Below are 15,347 nucleotides of genomic sequence, written 5' to 3' on the forward strand. Positions count from 1 at the left end.
TGTGTCTCCGTGTGCGAAAGTGGTCTCTGGATCAGTGGGGCCCGGTCGCCCACCTTGGATCCCGCCGCAGGTGATTGCGCCCTGGGGCGCTCAGTATCTATGGTTTCTCGGCCAGTTCCCGGGCCATGGCTTCCGAGCGTTGATAGGCCGCCTGGAACGCCTGCTGGACCAGTTCGCGCAGGCCGCCGTTTTCAAAGGTGTTGATGGCCTGTTCGGTAGTGCCGCCGGGGGACATGACGTTCCGTTTGAGCTGGGCCGGGTCGTGCTCGCTGCGCGCCGCCATTTCGGCGGCGCCGGCCATGGTCTGGATAGCCAGCTGGCGGGCCGTCGCTGGCGTGATGCCGGCTTGGGTAGCGGCGCTCTCCAGGGCTTCCAGCATCAGGAAAAAGTAGGCGGGCCCGCTGCCAGACAGCGCGGTAACCCCATGCAGCAGGGACTCCTGGTCGACCCAGAGGGCGCTGCCGATGCTGCCGAAGATAGCCTCCACCAGCGCTTTTTGCTTGTCCGTCACCTGTTCATTGGCGAACAGCCCCGCCGCGCCTTTGCCCACCAGCGAGGGTGTATTGGGCATGACCCGAACCAGTGGCAGGCCTCCACCCAGCCACTGATCGAGAGTGTCTGCCGCTAACCCGGCGGCAATTGACACCATCAGTGGTCGGGTGTTCTGGGCGACCGGGGCGATGTCCCGGCACACGTCCAGCATGACCTGGGGTTTGACCGCCAGTATCACCAGGTCGCCCTGCTGCGCGCAGAAGCGGTTGTCTGTGGTCACGCTGACGCCGAAGCGCTTGCGAATCGATTGCAGATGCGGGTCATCCGGCGCGCTCACCCAGATGTTGCCGGCGTCGAAGCCGTTGGCGAGCATGCCGCCAATGATGGCGCTGGCCATGTTGCCTGCGCCGATAAACGAGATGGTTGGTGATGTGCTCAAAGTTCGCTCCACATAACTCGCCGGGTAATTTGAGCCCGATCATAGCAGGATATTGTGTTGTTATCTCATCACTTGGGGCGGCGTGGGCCAAACAGCGCAGTGCCAACCCGGACGCAGGTAGCGCCTTCCTGGATGGCCAGTTCCAGGTCCGCCGACATTCCCATGGAGAGGGTGTCGAGCCCCGCCATGGACGGTAGCGCCTGGCGGATGTCGTCAAGCAGCTGCCGCAGCCGCCGGAAGCTGTGCCGGAGCTCGTCCTCAGTTTGATCCGGATCCGGTATGGCCATGAGTCCCCGCAGTCTGAGTCGGGGCAGTTCGGCCACCTGCCGGGCCAGGATCACGGCCTGATCCGCGCTGCAGCCGGCTTTGGTCGGTTCCTTGTCGATGTTGACCTGAAGACAGATGTTGAGGGGCGGGTGTTGCGGGCTGCGCTGGTCGCTGAGGCGTCGGGCAATCTTTTCCCGGTCCACGGTGTGAACCCAGTGAAAGTGGTCGGCAATCTGCCGGGTCTTGTTGGACTGGATCGGGCCGATGAAGTGCCACTCGAGATCGCTCAGGTCAGACAGCGCCTCAATCTTGGTCAGGGCCTCGTTGAGGTAGTTTTCGCCGAAGGCCCGTTGTCCAACCGCGCTGGCTTGGCGGACGTCGTCGGCGGGGCGGGTCTTGCTGACCGCAAGCAGTGTGACGCAGTTCTCCGGCCGGCCGGCCGCCTCTGTTGCTTTTTGTATGCGCCGGGTTACGCTCTCGATGTTGTCTGCTATGCTGCTCATAGTGTCTGTCTGGCATGGTCGATTTTTGCAGATAAGTCGATACGTTACCCGCAGCTGTTGCAATTGCCAAGCCGGTCAGTGCCGGTGGTTTGGCGCGCTGGGACTTGTGTGCCGGACGCCGGTAGGCCAGCGCTGTTCGGCGTTTGCTTTCTCCGGCTGCCCCGATGTCAGGATAAAAGAATAACCCTCCCGAGGACTCCTATGGATATAACTGAACTGCTTGCCTTCTCGGCAAAACAGGGCGCGTCTGACTTGCACCTGTCCGCCGGTCTTCCTCCGATGATTCGTGTAGACGGTGACGTGCGGCGCATCAATCTGCCGCCGATGGAGCATAAGGAGGTCCATGGCCTGATTTATGACATCATGAATGACAAGCAGCGCAAGGATTTCGAGGAGTTCCTGGAAACCGACTTCTCCTTCGAAGTGCCCGGCGTAGCCCGTTTCCGGGTTAACGCCTTCAACCAGAACCGCGGTGCCGGCGCCGTCTTCCGGACCATCCCGTCCAAGGTATTGACCATGGAAGACCTGGGCATGGGCCAGGTGTTCAAGGACGTGGCGTCGGTGCCCCGGGGGCTGGTACTGGTGACCGGGCCCACCGGTTCCGGTAAGTCCACCACCCTGGCGGCAATGCTCGACTACATCAACGAGAGTCGCTACGAGCACATCCTCACCATTGAGGACCCCATCGAATTCGTGCATGACTCCAAGAAGTGTCTGGTCAACCAGCGCGAAGTGCACCGGGACACCCTGGGCTTTAACGAGGCGCTGCGCTCGGCGCTGCGGGAAGATCCCGACATCATCCTGGTGGGTGAGCTGCGGGACCTGGAAACCATCCGGCTGGCGCTGACCGCGGCGGAAACCGGGCACCTGGTGTTCGGCACCCTGCACACCACCTCCGCAGCCAAGACCATCGACCGGGTGGTGGATGTGTTCCCGGCGGAAGAAAAGTCCATGGTGCGCTCCATGCTGTCGGAATCGTTGCAGGCGGTGGTCTCCCAGACCCTGATGAAGAAAATGGGGGGAGGCCGGATTGCCGCCCACGAGATTATGATTGGCACGCCTGCCATCCGTAACCTGATTCGCGAAGACAAGGTGGCCCAGATGTACTCGGCCATCCAGACCGGCGGATCGCTGGGCATGCAGACCCTGGATCAGTGCCTGGAGCGGTTGTTGAAGAAAGGGCTGATTTCCCGCGAAGCCGCGCGGGCCAAGGCCAAGATGCCGGATAATTTTTAGCGGGCAGGTGCCAGGCGTGCGGGGTTGACCGTTAGCGGCGGCCCGTCACCCTGGGTCATAATGGGCATAGTGAGACAGCCTTGGTGGCGATAGCCTCGGTGAACACACGCTCAGCACGAACAGGCCCAGTGCTAACAGGCTCAGTACTCACAGGCTCAGTACTAACAGGTAACGATCATGGAATTTGAAAAGCTGCTCAGGCTGATGGTTGAGAAAGGGGGCTCGGACCTCTTCATCACCGCCGGTGTCCCCCCCAGCATGAAGGTCAATGGCAAGGTGCTTCCGGTCACCAAGAGCGCTCTGACGCCGGAGCAGACTCGCGAACTCGTTTACGGCTCGATGAACGACAAGCAGCAGACCGAGTTCGAGGCGTCCCACGAATGCAACTTCGCCATCAGCGCCCGTGGCATCGGGCGATTCCGGGTCAGCGCTTTCTTTCAGCGCAATCTCTGCGGCATGGTACTGCGGCGTATCGAAACCAAGATTCCCCAGATCGATGAGCTGAGTCTGCCGGAAGTGGTCAAGGATCTGGCCATGACCAAGCGCGGTCTGATCATTTTTGTCGGCGCCACCGGTACCGGTAAGTCCACTTCGCTGGCGGCCATGCTAGGGCATCGTAACCGGAACAGCCGTGGTCACATCATCTCCATTGAGGACCCGATTGAATTTGTGCACCAGCACCAAGGCTGCATCGTGACCCAGCGGGAAGTGGGCATCGACACCGAGAGCTTTGAGGTCGCGCTGAAAAACACCCTGCGCCAGGCCCCCGACGTGATTCTGATCGGTGAGGTGCGGACCAAGCAGACCATGGAGTATGCGGTCCAGTTCGCCGAAACCGGCCACCTGTGTCTGGCCACGCTGCACGCCAACAACGCCAACCAGGCGCTCGACCGGATCATCCAGTTCTTCAACCCGGACCAGCATCGCCAGGTCTGGATGGACCTTTCCCTCAACCTCCGGGCCATTGTCGCCCAGCAACTGATTCCCACACCTGATGGTAAAGGCCGACGCGCCGCCATCGAGGTATTGATCAATTCACCGCTGGCGTCGGACCTGATCCGCAAGGGCGAGGTGCACAAGCTCAAGGAGTTGATGGCGAAGTCGACCGAGTCGGGCATGCAGACCTTCGACCAGGCCCTGTACCGTCTCTATTCCGACGGCCTGATCACCTACGAGGATGCGTTGGCCTACGCCGATTCCGCCAACGATCTGCGCCTGATGATCAAGCTCGGCAGTGACGCCCACAGCCCGGAGCAGCTGTCGTCCACCGTTGATAACCTGTCGATTCAGGACGATTGACTGGCCGCGGGCGTTTTAGACTTTGGTCGTAGTTGGTTAGCTTTCCAAATGGGTAGCCTTGGCATTTGAGGCCAATGGCCTGACCTGCGTATACTCCGCCGCTCGCACGAATCGGGGGAATTATGCGCAGAGTCACAGGTCTCATCAGCGTTGCCGTTCTGGCCTCGGTGTCGGCATCGGTACTGGCGGGCGGTTTCGCACTCAACGAGCAGAGCGCCAGCGCCATGGGCGTGGCCAATGCCGGCACGGCGGCGAATCCTGAAAACGCCACCACCGTCTTCTTCAACCCGGCCGGCATGAGCCAGCTGTCGGGAACCAACCTGTCCTTCGGTGCCGCGGTGCTGGATATCAAGGCCGAGCTGAATCGTGACTCCGCCAGTGCCCGCACGGCCGCCGGCCTGCCGGTCGATGGCGGCAGTGGCGGCGATTTCGCACCCTTCGCCGTATTGCCCAACCTCTATCTGACCCGGGAGCTCAGCGACAGTGTTGATGTCGGTTTCGGCATCCACGCCCCCTACGGTTTGAAGGCGAATTACGACAACGACTTTGTGGGCCGTTATTTCGCTGACCGGACCGAACTGACCACCATTGCCTTCAGTCCGTCCATCGCGCTGAACGATGGCAACGGCTTCTCCCTCGGCCTGGGGGTCAACCTGCTGTACGCCGAAGGCCGACTCTCCAAGTTTCAGGACTACAGTGCCAATTATGCCCAGGCCCAGGCCCTGGGTTATGGCGGCCCGGCGTTTGAAGACGGTTATTTCGATGTGGAGGGGGATGACATCGCCGTGACCTTCACGGTCGGGCTGCTGTGGGAAATCAGCGACCGCACCCAGGTTGGCCTCTCGGCCCAGTCCGGGACTGAGCTGGAGCTGGGGGGCCATGCGACATTGAGCAACGTGCCGCAGGCCGTCCTGACCCCCGGTGGCTTGAGCTTTGCGTTCGCCGACCTGAACGAGAAGGCGGTTGTACCGCTGGAAATCCCGGAAAGCATCACCGTGGGGCTGCGTCATCGTCTGACCGAGGACGTCACCGTGCTGGCGGGGGCAACCTGGGCCAAATGGAGCCGGTTTGTGGCCCTGGACATCGTCAGTCGCGAAGACGCAGGGGCCATCTCCGCGTTGGGTGGGCCCAAGTTTGGTGACCCGTCCCTGGTGGGCCACGTCTCCGAAAACTGGCGCGATACCTGGCAGGCCAATGTGGGTGTGGACTGGCAGGCGACGCCGTCCTGGGCGCTGAAGGCCGGCTACGCCTACGATCAGTCGCCGGTCAACGAGCATTTCCGTACGGCCCGCATTCCTTCCGACGATCGCCAGTGGCTTACCCTGGGCGCCCGCTACGGGGACCGTGACAGCGGCTGGACGGTCGACGTCGCCGCCGGCGTGTTGTTGTTTGACGATGTGGACGTGGACGAGCGTGAATACACCGTCGACGATGAGCCGGTCGCCGGCGCCGCCAACTTTACCGGCACCTACGAGCTGGATGCCTGGGGCGCTTCGGTGCAATTGAGCCGGGCGTTCTGAGGCGCGGTTGCCGGGGCCTGATGAGTGGCAAGGGGTGGTTCGCGAGTCAGCCTACTTATCAGCCTGGCTTTCAGTCTCCCAGTGCGTCCACGACCTGGCCCCGGTAGATCATCTGGCGTCGTGGCGTGGCGGCGTCCCCATGGTGCTGGTTCGGGCTGGCGCCCGGTTGCCCGGGTTCCGCCACCGCCTGACCGCGATACATCCTTCGGGCGGGTTCGTCGATTTCCGTCTCGGCGTGATAACCGGGAATCTCGGCTTTCAGCCGGCTCCATATCTGTTGCAGCTGGTCTGAGCGGCTCCGGTCGGCGTAGCTGGCCAGTTGCTCGGTCAGGCGTTCATCCGTCAGGTGCAGTTTGATGCCGAATTCCGAGTGGATCAGTCGGCGGCATTGATGGACCAGTTTCAGCCGGCTCGGGTCCAGCAGCCAGCTTCGTTGTGCGGGCATTGAAGGCATAGTTCGGGCTCTTTCGAGTTTTCTTGGCGAATGGTGACCCTCGTGCTGTCTGCTAATGGGGCCGGACAGCGCTCATTGGACGAATGAGGGGCTCGTTACTGACTGAATTTCCTGCGAAATTCGTGCCGTAAAGGGCAGCGGCGCGGAACGGCGGGGGTGGTGGCGAGTTGTTGGCGGTATATTTGTGAAAAAATGTCAAAAAAACGCCCCAAAAGGGGCGTTTTCTCGTGGAGTTGCACCGTTCTGGAGCGGTGTTTAGTGGGCTTCGTCCCAGTTGTTGCCGGAGCCTGCCTCCACCAGTAATGGCACCTTGAGTTCGGCAGCCGCCGACATGCGCTCGACCAGGCCCTGGCGCACCGTCTCCAATGCCTCTGCTTTGACTTCCAGGATGAGTTCGTCGTGGACCTGCATGATCATCCGAGCCTGATCCGGGTGGTCGCGCAGCAACCAGTCTTCCACCTCAAGCATGGCACGTTTGATGATGTCGGCGGCCGTGCCCTGCATTGGGGCGTTGATGGCCGTTCGTTCCGCCGCCTGCTGCATCTGTTTGTTGCGGGCATTGATTTCTGGCAGGTACAGGCGTCGGCCGAACAGGGTTTCGACGTAGCCATCGTCATGGGCCTGTCGGCGAATGTTGTCCATGTAGCTCAGCACGCCGGGGTAACGCTCAAAGTAGCGGTCGATGTATTGTTGGGCGACCTTGCGCTCAATATCCAGTTGTCGGGACAGGCCAAACGCGGACATGCCGTAGATCAGGCCGAAATTGATCGCCTTGGCGCTGCGTCGCTGGTCAGCGGACACCTCTGCGAGATTGACATTGAAGACCTCGGCGGCGGTGGCGCGGTGAATGTCCTCGCCATGGGCAAATGCCTCCAGCAGCCCCTTGTCCTGCGACAGGTGCGCCATGATGCGCAGCTCGATCTGGGAGTAATCCGCCGCCACCAACTGGTAGCCGTCCGGGGCGACGAACGCCTGGCGGATACGCCGGCCCTGAGGGGTGCGAATGGGAATGTTCTGCAGGTTGGGCTCGGTGGAGGACAGGCGTCCGGTGGCTGCCACCGCCTGGTGGTAGGAGGTATGGATACGGCCGGTGCGTGGGCTGATCATGCCGGGCAGGCTGTCGGTGTAGGTGGACTTGAGCTTGCTCAGGCTGCGGTGTTCCAGGATCAGCCGGGGCAGGGCGTGGTCGTGCGCCAGTTCCTGCAGCACGGGTTCGGCGGTGGAGGGCGCGCCCTTGGGCGTCTTCTTCACCACGGGCAGTCCCAGCTTGTCATAGAAGATAGCCTGCAGCTGCTTGGGGGAGCCCAGGTTGAACTGTTCCCCGGCCTCCTGGTAGGCCTCCTGCTCCAGCTCGGCCATGCGTGCGGCCAGTTCCTGGCTCTGGACCTTCAGGCGTTCGGCGTCAACCAGTGCGCCTCGCTGCTCCATGCGGGACAGCACCGGAACCAGCGGCAGATCAATCTGCTCGTACACTTCCTGCAGGCGGCCGGTGTCGGCGAGCTTGGGGCGCAACGCCTGGTGCAGTCGCAGGGTGATGTCGGCATCCTCGGCGGCGTAAGGGGCGGCCTGGTCCAGTTCGATCTGGTTGAAGGTGAGTTGCTTGGCGCCCTTACCGGCGATGTCCTCGAATTTGATGGTCTTCAGGCCGAGATATTTCAGCGCCAGGGTGTCCATGTCGTGCCGGGAGCCGACCGAATTGAGCACGTAGGACTCAAGCATGGTGTCCTCGGCGATGCCGTCAAGGCAGATGCCATGGTTGGCCAGCACGTTTTTGTCGTACTTCAGGTTCTGGCCGACCTTGAGCCGTTGCGGGTTCTCCAGCAGCGGCTTGAGCTTGGCCAGGGTCTGGTCGCGGTCCAGTTGCTCCGGCGCGCCCAGGTAGTCATGGGCCAGCGGCAGATAGGCGGCTTCGCCCGGTTCGATGGCAAAAGAGACGCCGACCACCTCGGCCTTGGAGTAGTTCAGGCTGGTGGTCTCGGTATCGAAGGCGAACAGCGGCGCGCGCTCCAGCCGGCTGAGCCAGTGCTCCAGATCCGCTTCCGTGGTGATGGTCTGATAGTTCTTCTCAATCTCTTCGGTCTGTGCCTGCTCCGGATTGGGGGCGTCGCTGGCCTGGCCGGGGTGGTTCAGTTCCGCCACCCAGGTCTTGAACTCATACTCCTTGAACAGGGTGAGCAGGGCTTCGTCGTCCTGGGGTTGGTGCGCCAGTTCCTGCAGTCCGAACTCCAGTTCCACATCGGTCTTGATGGTGGCCAGTTCCCGGCTCAGCGGCAGTTGCGGCAACGCCTGGCGCAGGTTTTCGCCGATCTTGCCCTTGATCTCGTCGGCATTTTCGACCAGCTGATCAAGATTGTCGTAAGCCTGCAGCCATTTCACAGCTGTCTTGGGGCCGCACTTGTTGACCCCGGGAATGTTGTCCACGGTGTCGCCGACCAGGGTCAGGTAATCGATGATCTGCTCCGGGCTGACGCCGAACTTTGTCGCCACCCCGTCCCGGTCCATGCGGGTGTCGGTCATGGTGTTGATCAGGGTGACGTGGTCGCTGACCAGCTGTGCCATGTCCTTGTCGCCGGTACTGATCACCACGTCGATGCCCTTGCTGGTGGCTTCCTCGGCCAGGGTGCCGATGACATCGTCCGCTTCGACTCCGGACACAATCAGCAGCGGCAGGCCCATGGCGCGAATGATCTGGTGTATGGGTTCGATCTGGCTGGCCAGGTCTTCCGGCATGGGGGGGCGATTGGCTTTGTAGGCGTCGTAAAGATCGTGACGGAAGGTCTTGCCCTTGGCATCGAAGACCACCACCACCCGCGACCCTGGAAAGTCCTGTTCCAGGCGGCGGATCATGCTGATCACGCCCTTAATGGCGCCGGTGGGCTGGTTTTTGCTGGTCATCAGCGGCGGCAGCGCGTGGAAGGCGCGGAACAGGTAGGAAGAACCGTCGACGAGTACGATCGGCGGTGTCGGCTGCTGGCTCATGTCAAATCAATTCCGGATTCTGATTGAAGCGTGGATGGTCTTGTGCAACTCTGGGATAAAGCGTCGGTTTCCGAGCAGAGGTTACCATGAAAACGTTACGAATCCCCGGTTTCAGCCTGCTGTTGGTCGCGCTTCCAATAGCTGCGCTGCCCATAGTGGCGGCAGGCCAGCAGGCCGATCTGCCGGAGGGGGTGGCGGTACCGGAAACGCCGGTGCTCGCGCCGGAATATCGCTCCGCGCCCCAGGAGCCCCAGGTGATCATCCGCGGCGGGGAGCAGCAGGTGATTTACGAGTATCGGGTGAATGGCGAAATTGTCGAAATCAAAGTGGTGCCCAAAGCCGGCCCGCCCTACTATCTGGTGCCTGCCGACGGCGGTGGCTGGTCGCGCACCTCCCAGTCCCGGATTCTGGTGCCCAGCTGGGTGATTTTTCGCTGGTAGGCGTCCGCCCTGGTCAAATCAGATCGACTTTAATCACCTCTGATTTGCGGCTTTCCAGGCCGCTGTTATCCCGTGCCGTAATGGCAAAATCGTAGGCGCCGGACTCAAAGTCAGCGAGTGGGTAGCGGGTGTTATCGGCGCCGTCCACGTCAATCCACTGAAACGCCTGTGTATGCCGGAACCGGTAATAGAGCCGGTAGCCTTGGATTTCACTGAGGTACAGGGCGCTGCCGTTCTCCCGGGTCAAGGGTGCCGTCCATTCCAGGGTCGGACGCGGCGCCTCTGCCACCTCCCGCGAACCGGGGGCTGGCGTTGGATTGGCGAGAGGGGATTCGAAGGTCCGTTTGAAGGTGTTGAGCACCTTGCCTTCCCGCTGTGCCGCCGCTGTGGCGGCGTCCGGCGAGCGGGCGGTGGTGCCGGACTCGTCTTGGCAGCCCGCCACAAACAGCAAGCTGGCGAGGCTGGCGGAGGCCATGGTGCGGACGATTGGCCGGGCTAGTCGGGGAAATCGCATGGCTTGTCCTCGTTGGCCCCTTCCTGGGGCGGTCGGCGGAATGAGAGGCTGGCCTGAATAATGCGGGGAGGCTGGTCCAGAAAATCCAGTCCCGATTATGCGCAACCGGAGTGAGTCATCAAATGACGAAGTTGTAACGAAGTGGGTGGCGGGCGTGGCGGCAGCGCTCCGGCGGCCACAGGCCGCGGCTCGCCTGCCGGAACGGTGCATATCGTGCTCCAGGTCTGGCGTGGTTTAGTATGAACATTCTAATTTTTGACTTTACTCTCCTACATGAATCGGAACGCCGGTAGGGAAATGCCGGGCATTCAAATCGTGTTAAGTAACCACTTACGATCAGGAGAGTCACGATGGGTAAGCTCAAGTCTTATCAAGAGCAACTTCAGGATATCGTTGCCAAGGGTATCAACACTGCGGAAGAACAGCAGAAGAAGCTGGCTGCCAAGCCGTTTGAGTACGCCGAGAAGCTGGAAAGCGAAGTGCGTGAATACAGCGTCAAGTCGCTGCGTGAGCGTTACGACGGTTACAGCGTCTCGCTGTTCGAGCAGCTGCGTGGCCTGAACAGCCGTTTCGGCAGCTTTGCCGGTGAGCTGGTGGCTCGTATCGAGAAAGAAGCCGCCGAAAGCGCTGACGCCGTCGTCGAAGCTGTCGAGGAAGTCGCGGAAGAAGTGACCGAGACCGCCGAAGCTGTAAAGAAAACTGTGACTGAAAAGAAACCAGCAGCCAAGAAGTCGGCTGCCAAGAAGGCTTCAACTACCGCCTGATTTCGGCGTTAGTCAGTGGTCACAAAATGGGTCGCCTTAGGGCGGCCCATTTGCGTTAGGGGCTGAGCGCACAGTTGGCTAACCAGGGGCGGGCGGTTTAGGGGGGAATCCCCCGATGGCTAGGGGGTCGGATTGGGCTCGCTGTCGTAAGGCAGGGTGGCCGGCTCGCCGGTGATCGTTTCGAGGCGGATGATGTCTTCGACAAAGCGTGCACGAACTTTGTCGATCTCCGCATTCTGTTCGGCGATTTCCTGTTCTACATCGAGGATCTGGTTCTGCAGTCGCTGGATCTTCTGCAGGGTTGCTGCGGGAATATCGCGGCCCGAGCGCTCCAGGTTCGCTGCTCGTGTCTGTTCGCTATCAAGCTGATTGGCCAGCACGGAGATGCTGCCTCGCTTGAGTTGACCAAAGCTCTCGAGCTCCTGCAGCTTGCGTTCCATGGCTCGAACGGCTTCGTCCGGGTGGCTGAACCGCTTCAGTAGGGCAAGGTCGCGCTCCTGCTGCAGTTGCAGCTGGTGTTGCCGGGCTACCTCGGCTTCCCGTGCGGCGATTTCTTCTGGGGTGGGCGCAGGGGCAATGGTATTGATGACTCGGCCCCTGTTGTCGAGTATTTCATAGCCGCGCTGCGAGGCCTGCTGGGGTACGGTGCTGCTGATTACGGTCCGACCATTCTCGTCTTTGTAGCGGTACATGCGTGCGTCCGCGATGGTCGCTGCCAATAGCAGCGAGACCGCGAGCGCCGAGCTGAGAATGTTCGTTGTGCGTTTCATAGATCGACGGAGTCGCTCCGGTAATGACGTCGCAGTTGACCGCATCTGTCCAGCCGCAGTGCGCATCCAGTTGTCAGATTAGCAAAAGGCCATTAGATGCCATAGCGCTCCCGATAGGCTGCCACACGTTGAGCGTGGTCGTCGAAACCTGGTTGGGATTGCAGATAGGACAGCACTTGCTCCAGCTTGATGATACTGACCACCGGAATCTGGTAGTCCTGCTCCACTTCCTGAATGGCGGACAGCGTGCCGTTGCCGCGCTCCTGGCGGTCGAGCGCGATCAGCACGCCTGCCGGTTGGGCGCCGGCCGCGTGAATCAGGTCGATGGATTCGCGGATGGCGGTACCGGCGGTGATGACGTCGTCGATGATCAGCACCTTGCCGGCCAGCGGTGCGCCGACAATGTTGCCGCCCTCGCCGTGGTCCTTCTTCTCTTTTCGGTTGAAGGCGAAGGGGCGGTTATCGCCGGCCTGGGAGAGGGCCAGTGCGGTGGTGCAGGCCAGTGGTATGCCCTTATAGGCAGGCCCGAAAATAATGTCATAATTCAAGCCGCTACGTTGCAGGGCCGCGGCATAGGCACGGCTGAGCTGCACCAGATCGTCGCCGGTGTTGAACAGGCCAGCGTTGAAAAAGTAGGGGCTGGTGCGCCCTGACTTGAGGGTGAATTCGCCAAAACGCAGCACGTTCCGGCTAATGGCAAAATCGATGAATTCTTGCTGATAGTCTTGCATGACAAGGCTTCTGGCGAGGTAGGTTCTTTTAAATATGGCTAAAACCGGTATCATACACACAAACCGAATCAGGGAACACGTATGCGGGTAGTATCAATCAGCGTCAATGGCCTCGAGCAGGCCATTGAGCGAGGCTTTTTCGACTGGCTGGGCAGGCAGGATGCTGACGTGGTGTGCGTTCAGGATCATCGCATGCGCGCCTACGAAATTGAGGATCGTCAGCTGATTCCGGAGGGTTACGAAGCCTACTTTATCGACGGTGAGCGCAACGAGGACGGCGGTGTCGGTATCTACACCCGTCACTTCCCCAAGGCCATCATGTATGGCTTTGCCAACGAGCAGGCCGATCGGGAAGGTCGTTTCATCCAGGCGGACTTCGACAAAGTCAGTGTGGCCTGTGTGTTGGCGCCTTCGGCGTTGGGCCAGGAGGATGAGGCCATTGGCGAGGACGACCTGACCGCGCTGGACCATAAGGATGCCTTTATGGACGCCTTCGGTCTGCATATGCAGAAGACCCTGCGTAAGCGCCGCCAGTTTATTTTCTGCGCCAACCTGCAGACGGCCCATCATGTGACCGACGCCAGTTCCCGCTACCACAAGCTCGATGTGTCCGGGTTTCTGCCCCACGAGCGGGCCTGGCTGGATCGGTTGTTTGACGAGATGGGGTGTGTTGATGCCTTCCGGGACATCAACAAGCAGAGCAATCAGTTTACCTGCTGGCCGGAGTGGGCCGAGGGCTGGCGGCGCAATGCCGGCATCCGCATCGACTATCAGCTGTTGACCCCCGGCATTCGCAAGACCATCCTCGACGGCTGGATCGATAACGAGACCCGCTTCTCCGATCACGCCCCGGTGATCATGGATTACGACATCGAGATCGGTCTCTGATACCGATGCTGGTATAGACCGTCCGCGTGTCCGGGGTCAGCGACCTTGCCGGACACGCTACAGGCCTATCCCGGTGCGCTCGTCTGTGGCCCTCCCTGGCCGGAGACGGTCCGGAAAGCTCTTCCTCAACGAACCCGCTTACTTCAGCCTGGTATCAACCAGATGGCGTCAGTCTTCCAGTGCCGCCTTCTGGATGGCAAACACCTTTTCAATGCCCTGCCGGGCCATGGCCATCATGGCGTCCAGCTCATCCTGAGCGAACGGCGCGCCCTCAGCGGTGCCCTGGATTTCGATGAAACCACCCTGGTCGGTCATGATTACGTTCATGTCGGTTTCGGCGGTGGAATCTTCCGGGTAATCCAGATCGGTCACCGGCACGCCCTGGTAGATGCCGACGGACAGTGCCGCCACCATTTGCTGGAGCGGCGAGGTCTTCAGTCGGCCCTGTTTGACCAGGTGGTTGAGTGCGTCCACCAGCGCGACACAGCCGCCGGTGATGGCGGCGGTACGAGTGCCGCCATCGGCCTGAATGACGTCGCAGTCGATGGTGATGGTGTGCTCGCCGAGGGCACGGAGGTCAACGGCGGCCCGGAGTGAACGGCCGATCAGCCGCTGGATCTCCACGGTGCGCCCACCCTGCTTGCCGCGGGCGGCTTCGCGACCCATGCGCGAGCCGGTGGAGCGGGGCAGCATGCCGTATTCGGCGGTAACCCAGCCTTTGCCTTCGCCCCGCAGGAACGGAGGCACCTTGTTTTCCACCGAGGCGGTGCAGATTACTTTGGTGTCGCCAAACTCCACCAGCACCGAGCCTTCGGCGTGACGGGTGTAGTGGCGGGTGATTCGGATGTCTCTGGGTTGTTCCGGCGTTCTTCCGCTAGGGCGCATAGGTAGAATGTCCTGCTGGTGCGTGGCGCTGACCGGGCGTGCCGGTGCGGTGAATGGAAAGGGGCGGCAGTATATCACGGGGCGGTGTCACTGAATAAACGACGGCGCTGCCATTGGCCGGAAGGCGGTGCAGTGGCGGTAGGCGTCGGTAAGTTCGCGGCGGTGGCCAGCACACTGCTAAACTAGAGGGCATCTGTATTTACTCAGCTTTCGGAGCCGCCATGATCAGAAGTATGACCGCTTTTTCCCGTCAGGATGCTCAGGGCGAATGGGGCGCATTGACCTGCGAGATCCGGGCCGTTAACCATCGCTATCTGGAGCCTTCGTTCCGGTTGCCGGACTCGCTGCGGGAGCTGGAGAACCGGTTTCGCGAACATCTGCGCAGCCAGTTGAAACGGGGCAAGGTGGACGTGGGCGTGCGCATTCAGCTGGCGGATTCCGCCGAGCAATCGTTTGTGATCAACCATGATCTGGCGGAGGCGCTGAACGATGCGGCCAACCAGATCAACCGGATTCTTGACAACCCTGCCCACATCAATGCCCTTGATATCATGCGCTGGCCCGGCGTCATGGCCTCGCCGGAGCAGGATATGGAACCGATCCGGGCGGCTGCGATCAGTCTGTTCGAGCGTACCGTCGCCGACTTGATGGAGGCCCGTGAGCGCGAGGGTGAACGTCTGCGGCCTTTGTTCGAGGAGCGGCTGGCGAGCATGCAAAAAATGGTGAAGGAGGTGCGGGCGGCGATGCCCGAGCTGCTTGAGCGGCAGGCGCGTCAGCTGCGGGAGCGGTTTCAGAAGGCGCAAGTGGAGCTGGAGCCGGATCGCTTGAGCCAGGAAATGGTGATGCTGGCCCAGAAGTCCGATGTGGCGGAGGAGCTGGACCGGCTGGATGCCCATGTCGGTGAGGTGCTGGAAACCCTGCAAAGCAGCGACGCCATCGGCCGCCGCCTGGACTTTCTGATGCAGGAGCTCAACCGCGAAGCCAATACCCTGAGCAGCAAGTCCATCGACGCCCGGGTAACCCGGGTGGCGGTCGATCTCAAGGTGCTGATAGAGCAGATGCGGGAGCAGGTGCAGAACCTCGAGTGATCGCCGGGCCGGGTGCGATGCCCGGTTGATCCCCGTATAATCGCCGGTTTCTGCGTTCAATGTCTGGAGAGCACGCGT

General features: G+C 61.3%; 15 protein-coding genes. 7 read left to right on the top strand and 8 right to left on the bottom strand.

Going from position 1 to position 15,347, the window contains the following annotated elements; all coding sequences use genetic code 11:
• Nucleotides 1–97: 97 nt before the first annotated feature.
• Together proC and N6L25_RS15520 are read right to left on the bottom strand one after the other, a co-directional pair.
• Nucleotides 98–931 (bottom strand): pyrroline-5-carboxylate reductase, encoded by an 834-nt coding sequence (gene proC, locus N6L25_RS15515; protein WP_271982048.1) that lies wholly within the window; start codon nucleotides 929–931, stop codon nucleotides 98–100.
• Nucleotides 932–999: 68 nt separating this feature from the next.
• Entirely contained in the window at nucleotides 1,000–1,701 is a 702-nt protein-coding gene (locus N6L25_RS15520; protein WP_271982050.1) for a YggS family pyridoxal phosphate-dependent enzyme, read from the bottom strand.
• A 201-nt stretch (nucleotides 1,702–1,902) separates the two neighbouring features.
• Between N6L25_RS15520 and N6L25_RS15525 the strand changes: the two genes are divergently transcribed.
• The 3 genes from N6L25_RS15525 (at nucleotide 1,903) to N6L25_RS15535 (ending at nucleotide 5,756) form a co-directional block, all read left to right on the top strand.
• On the top strand, nucleotides 1,903–2,937 hold the full coding sequence (locus N6L25_RS15525; RefSeq protein ID WP_271982052.1) for a type IV pilus twitching motility protein PilT: 1,035 nt from the start codon (nucleotides 1,903–1,905) through the stop codon (nucleotides 2,935–2,937).
• 177 nt (nucleotides 2,938–3,114) lie between these two features.
• Nucleotides 3,115–4,236 carry a PilT/PilU family type 4a pilus ATPase gene (locus tag N6L25_RS15530; RefSeq protein ID WP_271982054.1) on the top strand — a complete coding sequence of 374 codons (1,122 nt, stop codon included), beginning with the start codon at nucleotides 3,115–3,117 and terminating at the stop codon, nucleotides 4,234–4,236.
• A gap of 122 nt (nucleotides 4,237–4,358) precedes the next feature.
• The gene (locus N6L25_RS15535; protein ID WP_271982056.1) at nucleotides 4,359–5,756 is read left to right on the top strand and encodes an OmpP1/FadL family transporter; all 1,398 of its coding nucleotides are present in this window, start codon (nucleotides 4,359–4,361) and stop codon (nucleotides 5,754–5,756) included.
• A 70-nt stretch (nucleotides 5,757–5,826) separates the two neighbouring features.
• Here the strand turns inward: N6L25_RS15535 and N6L25_RS15540 are convergent, their stop codons facing one another.
• Together N6L25_RS15540 and polA are read right to left on the bottom strand one after the other, a co-directional pair.
• Nucleotides 5,827–6,210 (bottom strand): hypothetical protein, encoded by a 384-nt coding sequence (locus tag N6L25_RS15540; RefSeq protein WP_271982058.1) that lies wholly within the window; start codon nucleotides 6,208–6,210, stop codon nucleotides 5,827–5,829.
• 255 nt (nucleotides 6,211–6,465) lie between these two features.
• Nucleotides 6,466–9,189 (bottom strand): DNA polymerase I, encoded by a 2,724-nt coding sequence (gene polA / locus N6L25_RS15545; protein WP_271982060.1) that lies wholly within the window; start codon nucleotides 9,187–9,189, stop codon nucleotides 6,466–6,468.
• Between the two features lie 86 nt (nucleotides 9,190–9,275).
• On the opposite strand from polA, the gene N6L25_RS15550 reads away from it, so the two are divergent.
• Nucleotides 9,276–9,629, top strand: a complete 354-nt coding sequence (locus N6L25_RS15550; protein WP_271982062.1) for a DUF2782 domain-containing protein — start codon at nucleotides 9,276–9,278, stop codon at nucleotides 9,627–9,629.
• A gap of 13 nt (nucleotides 9,630–9,642) precedes the next feature.
• Here N6L25_RS15550 and N6L25_RS15555 read toward each other — a convergent pair whose 3' ends face one another.
• Nucleotides 9,643–10,143, bottom strand: a complete 501-nt coding sequence (locus N6L25_RS15555; RefSeq protein WP_271982064.1) for a fibronectin type III domain-containing protein — start codon at nucleotides 10,141–10,143, stop codon at nucleotides 9,643–9,645.
• Nucleotides 10,144–10,493: 350 nt separating this feature from the next.
• On the opposite strand from N6L25_RS15555, the gene N6L25_RS15560 reads away from it, so the two are divergent.
• Nucleotides 10,494–10,907, top strand: coding sequence for a hypothetical protein (locus N6L25_RS15560; protein ID WP_271982066.1), 414 nt, complete (start codon nucleotides 10,494–10,496; stop codon nucleotides 10,905–10,907).
• 119 nt (nucleotides 10,908–11,026) lie between these two features.
• Here N6L25_RS15560 and N6L25_RS15565 read toward each other — a convergent pair whose 3' ends face one another.
• Together N6L25_RS15565 and pyrE are read right to left on the bottom strand one after the other, a co-directional pair.
• Nucleotides 11,027–11,677, bottom strand: a complete 651-nt coding sequence (locus N6L25_RS15565) for a DUF4124 domain-containing protein (protein WP_271982068.1) — start codon at nucleotides 11,675–11,677, stop codon at nucleotides 11,027–11,029.
• A 92-nt stretch (nucleotides 11,678–11,769) separates the two neighbouring features.
• A complete protein-coding gene (pyrE, locus tag N6L25_RS15570; RefSeq protein WP_271982070.1) occupies nucleotides 11,770–12,408 on the bottom strand; it encodes an orotate phosphoribosyltransferase in 639 nt (212 codons plus the stop codon).
• Between the two features lie 81 nt (nucleotides 12,409–12,489).
• Here pyrE and N6L25_RS15575 point away from each other — a divergent pair, with 81 nt between their 5' ends.
• Nucleotides 12,490–13,296 (top strand): exodeoxyribonuclease III, encoded by an 807-nt coding sequence (locus tag N6L25_RS15575; RefSeq protein ID WP_271982073.1) that lies wholly within the window; start codon nucleotides 12,490–12,492, stop codon nucleotides 13,294–13,296.
• A 168-nt stretch (nucleotides 13,297–13,464) separates the two neighbouring features.
• Here the strand turns inward: N6L25_RS15575 and rph are convergent, their stop codons facing one another.
• On the bottom strand, nucleotides 13,465–14,181 hold the full coding sequence (gene rph, locus N6L25_RS15580; RefSeq protein WP_271982075.1) for a ribonuclease PH: 717 nt from the start codon (nucleotides 14,179–14,181) through the stop codon (nucleotides 13,465–13,467).
• Between the two features lie 221 nt (nucleotides 14,182–14,402).
• Here rph and N6L25_RS15585 point away from each other — a divergent pair, with 221 nt between their 5' ends.
• On the top strand, nucleotides 14,403–15,269 hold the full coding sequence (locus N6L25_RS15585) for a YicC/YloC family endoribonuclease (RefSeq protein WP_271982077.1): 867 nt from the start codon (nucleotides 14,403–14,405) through the stop codon (nucleotides 15,267–15,269).
• The last annotated feature ends 78 nt before the right edge of the window (nucleotides 15,270–15,347 follow it).

This window comes from Marinobacter sp. SS21, assembly GCF_028369065.1.
GTDB lineage: Bacteria > Pseudomonadota > Gammaproteobacteria > Pseudomonadales > Oleiphilaceae > Marinobacter.